This window comes from Burkholderia sp. E168m15 (assembly GCF_016586105.1).
In the GTDB taxonomy this organism is placed as follows: domain Bacteria; phylum Pseudomonadota; class Gammaproteobacteria; order Burkholderiales; family Burkholderiaceae; genus Burkholderia; species Burkholderia orbicola.
Genome location: NZ_BCPO01000011.1, coordinates 1 through 3,662 on the forward strand (window position 1 = coordinate 1; position 3,662 = coordinate 3,662).

General features: G+C 59.6%; 3 tRNA genes, 1 rRNA gene and 1 pseudogene. 4 read left to right on the top strand and 1 reads right to left on the bottom strand.

The window, feature by feature from the left end:
• Nucleotides 1-117: 117 nt before the first annotated feature.
• Nucleotides 118-230, top strand: a 5S ribosomal RNA gene (gene rrf / locus JMF86_RS01270).
• Nucleotides 231-476: 246 nt separating this feature from the next.
• Here the strand turns inward: rrf and JMF86_RS34940 are convergent.
• Nucleotides 477-1,603 (bottom strand): annotated as a pseudogene (locus tag JMF86_RS34940) (IS3 family transposase).
• Between the two features lie 1,685 nt (nt 1,604-3,288).
• On the opposite strand from JMF86_RS34940, the gene JMF86_RS01290 reads away from it, so the two are divergent.
• The 3 genes from JMF86_RS01290 to JMF86_RS01300 all read left to right on the top strand — a co-directional run bounded on the left by JMF86_RS01290 (nt 3,289) and on the right by JMF86_RS01300 (nt 3,588).
• A tRNA-Tyr gene (locus tag JMF86_RS01290) sits at nt 3,289-3,374 on the top strand.
• Nucleotides 3,375-3,417: 43 nt separating this feature from the next.
• Nucleotides 3,418-3,491, top strand: a tRNA-Gly gene (locus JMF86_RS01295).
• A 22-nt stretch (nt 3,492-3,513) separates the two neighbouring features.
• Nucleotides 3,514-3,588, top strand: a tRNA-Thr gene (locus JMF86_RS01300).
• Nucleotides 3,589-3,662: the final 74 nt, after the last annotated feature.

Here is a 3,662-nt window from a genome sequence, read left to right on the forward strand (position 1 = left end):
TTTCGCGCTGCAGAGCGCGTCGGACGGTTGGATTCTCGTGTGTGATACACACAACCTAAAATTACTGCTTCTTCCAAGATTGGTTGTGCTGCGAAGCCAGCACAACAACGCTCTTTGCCTGATGACCATAGCGAGTCGGTCCCACCCCTTCCCATCCCGAACAGGACCGTGAAACGACTCTACGCCGATGATAGTGCGGATTCCCGTGTGAAAGTAGGTAATCGTCAGGCTCCCTAAGCCAGAAACCCCCGCCCGAACAGGCGGGGGTTTTTGCATTGGCGCGGCGGAAATGTGCATGGCGGGGTGAAGCCTTACCAAGGCTACTGCATTAGCACCTCACCCACGCCATCAATCACAGCATCCCATTCCCTCAATCGCTTCTATCTCCGGCGATTCAATTGCTTATTGATCGTATCTTCAATCAAGATGCAATTTCTTCTCCGCAACTGTGTCGTCCGGATGACCTGCCCCCGGTTTTAGTCCGAACTGCAGTTAGAGTCCGAGGTTAAAAACTGCTGCTTCGCGTCGTGCGCCCGGGCGAACTGCGCAGGCGTCAGATAGCCGAGCGAACTATGAGGCCGCTCGGTGTTGTACTCGATACGCCATTCCTCAATCAGCCGCTTGGCGTGGCGCATCGAGACGAACCAGTGCTCGTTCAGGCATTCGTCGCGGAACCGCCCGTTGAAGCTCTCGATATAGGCATTCTCCACCGGCTTGCCAGGCCGAATGAACGACAGCGTGACGCCGGCTTCGTAGGCCCATGCATCCAGCACCTTACCAGCGAATTCCGGCCCGTTGTCGACCGTGATGGATGCGGGTAAGCCTCGCATCTCCTTGAGCCGCTCGAGCACTTGCTGCACTCGTAGGCCCGGCAGCGAAGTATCGACCTCGATGGCCAAGCACTCGCGCGTGTAGTCGTCGACCACGTTCAGGCATCGAAACCGCCGACCATAGGCCAACCCGTCAGAAACGAAGTCCATCGACCAGCTCTGATTCGGGCCTGTTGGCAACGGCAGCGGCGTGCGCTCGACAGCCGCAATACGCTTGCGTCGCCGCTTGCGCACGCTCAGCCCCGCCTTGCTGTACAGGCGCTAGATGCGCTTGTGGTTGGCGAAGCAGCCATCCCGCTGCAACAGCACGTGAATCCGGCGATAGCCGTATCGGCGCTTCTGCGCGGCGATGGCCATCATCCGGCCAGTCAGCGCTTCGTCGTCAACTCGGCGGCGTGATTCGTAGTGGAACAGCGAGCGCGAAATCCCTACCAGCCCGCAGGCTCGGGTAACACCCATGGCACGTTCGGTCATCAATATCCGGACCGCTTCGCGCTTGGCCTGCGGGCTTGCTACTTTCGAGCCAGCAGGTCCTTCAGCGCGGCGTTGTCGAGCATTGATTCGGCCAACAGGCGCTTGAGCTTGTTGTTCTCCTGCTCCAGTTCCTTCAGGCGCTGCGCTTCGGAGACCGTCATCCCGCCGAACTTCGCTTTCCAGTTGTAGTAGGTCGCTTCCGAGATGCCGTACTTGCGGCACAGCTCCGCCGGCTTCAAGCCAGCCTCGGCTTCCTTCAAGATGCCGATGATCTGTTCTTCGGTGAATCGCTTTTTCATTGCCGTTCCTCTCTGGAACGGACTCTACACCGTCACCGTACTAAACGCGGGGAGCAGGTCAAAATGAACCTCGCCTATCGGGTGTCTGTCGCCAGCAATTGGTGTTGCTGAAGCCCGCCTCTGGTTCGCTGGTGGCCATCAGAGCCGCAACGGGAACCCGCGTTGGCAACCGCCCACGGCTATCCTCCCTCCGGCCTTGCTCGACGTCGACCGCGATCAGCCATGCCTAGCCCTCACCATCTGATAGTCAGTCAACCGGTGATGATCGTCGGCTTATGAGGTGCATCTTCTGCCAAAATTTCCATATCTCGTGTGGCAGCGGGATGCGTCTTGCATTCGATCCGCCTTCCACGTGTTGTTGGCAAGAGCGGACAGGAAGTCACCGCACCGGCTCCCCTTGTCGCATGAATCCGCGCGACTGAACGCCAGCAGAGCCGCGACATTGCCATTAAGCGCCATTGGATCTAACGGGTCATATCTCGTCGAAAGAGCCCCATCGAGGAGTGCCGCACGCGCTTGAGCCGCGGCAAGAAGCGACTCGACCAACAGGCTGGCCGCACTGCGGCATGTTGCGGGTCTGGCGAGATCCAAAATCGGCGCGGCTCTCCATCGTCTTGGGGAGCGTGAGGTGTGGCAAGGGTTACGTAGAATCCGACACGGAGAATCGCGTTCAGTTGGACGAGACGGCGCATAAAAGCGGTCGCGATATCGCGTGTACGCCGAAGATCTGCTGCGATGAGCGACCACGTACTGACGTGAGCCGGTTGCACGACGAGATGCGTCGGTGCCAAGCAGCAGCATTCGACGCGGCAGCAGCAGGGTCGTAGGGATGCCTGGACCTGGCGCGCGTCGTCGGCTATAGCGCATGCGTAGAGAATCGCCGGATTCATCCTGCGGGACGTGGTCGGGCCACGGCATCTCGATTCATCGGTCGTGCTGCGCAAGCCGACGTGCGCCAAACCCGGGCATCCCACATCAGGCGTCTGCTTCACCATTGATACTTGCCCGGCGTCGAGTATGCCCTTGGCGCTGCGCGGTGGGGCCGTAAGCAGGGCCTGGCTGTCGGACCGTCACCAGCGGGGACCCGGCAGGCGCTATAGGCTCTTCCGGCGCCGCGGCATGTGCCGTTGCAACCACGAGGATTGCCATTACAGAAAACGCGGACGCAGGGAGACTTGTACCGCCGGCTGGAGGGTGACTCGAGACGGTATCGTGCCCTCCGGTGAAGTCGTCGAACGCAGCTGAGCGAATTCGGTGGTGGAGCTGGGAGAGGTGGGCGGAAGCCGCGTCAGCACGGGGCACCGGGAACCAAGAAGGCGCTGCCCTCGCCGCTCGCTAAAACCTCTATTTCCCGCCGGAAACGCCACCGAGCCTCCCGCGAACCATCGACATCCGAGCTCGCCGAACCCGCCCGGCACGAAATTTGCCGAAATTTTGTGTCTATCCGCTTGGCATTGTGTGAAAGAGGCCGTATGATGGCGGTCTTTCGTTTTCAGCGCTGATGCAGATCGGCGTTGAGGGCGGAGTCTGACGAAGATGTGGCGCCGATCGGCAACATCTCGCGCTTGCCTTAGCCGGGCGAGAGCGGGGTCGGCGGGAAGCAGAAGTCGGGAAGAAAGTGAAAATAATCTTCCGGATGTGCTTGACAGGAGTGCGATGCACCCCCATAATCGTCAGTTCTCTACGGAGGGGTGCCCGAGTGGCTAAAGGGGGCAGACTGTAAATCTGTTGGCTTACGCCTACGTTGGTTCGAATCCAACCTCCTCCACCAAGATATCAGCGCAGTGAGCGGTAAGGAATCGTTAGTGGCCCGTGCGGGTGTAGCTCAATGGTAGAGCAGAAGCCTTCCAAGCTTACGACGAGGGTTCGATTCCCTTCACCCGCTCCAGACCGCTAAGTTGAAGCGTAGCGCCCATGTGGCTCAGTGGTAGAGCACTCCCTTGGTAAGGGAGAGGTCGGCAGTTCGATCCTGCCCATGGGCACCAGCAGTAAAAAGTCAGTGTCTTGTTTGCGCGCGGCGCAACCTGTGAAATTCCTTTTGGGAGTCGAAAATGGCCAA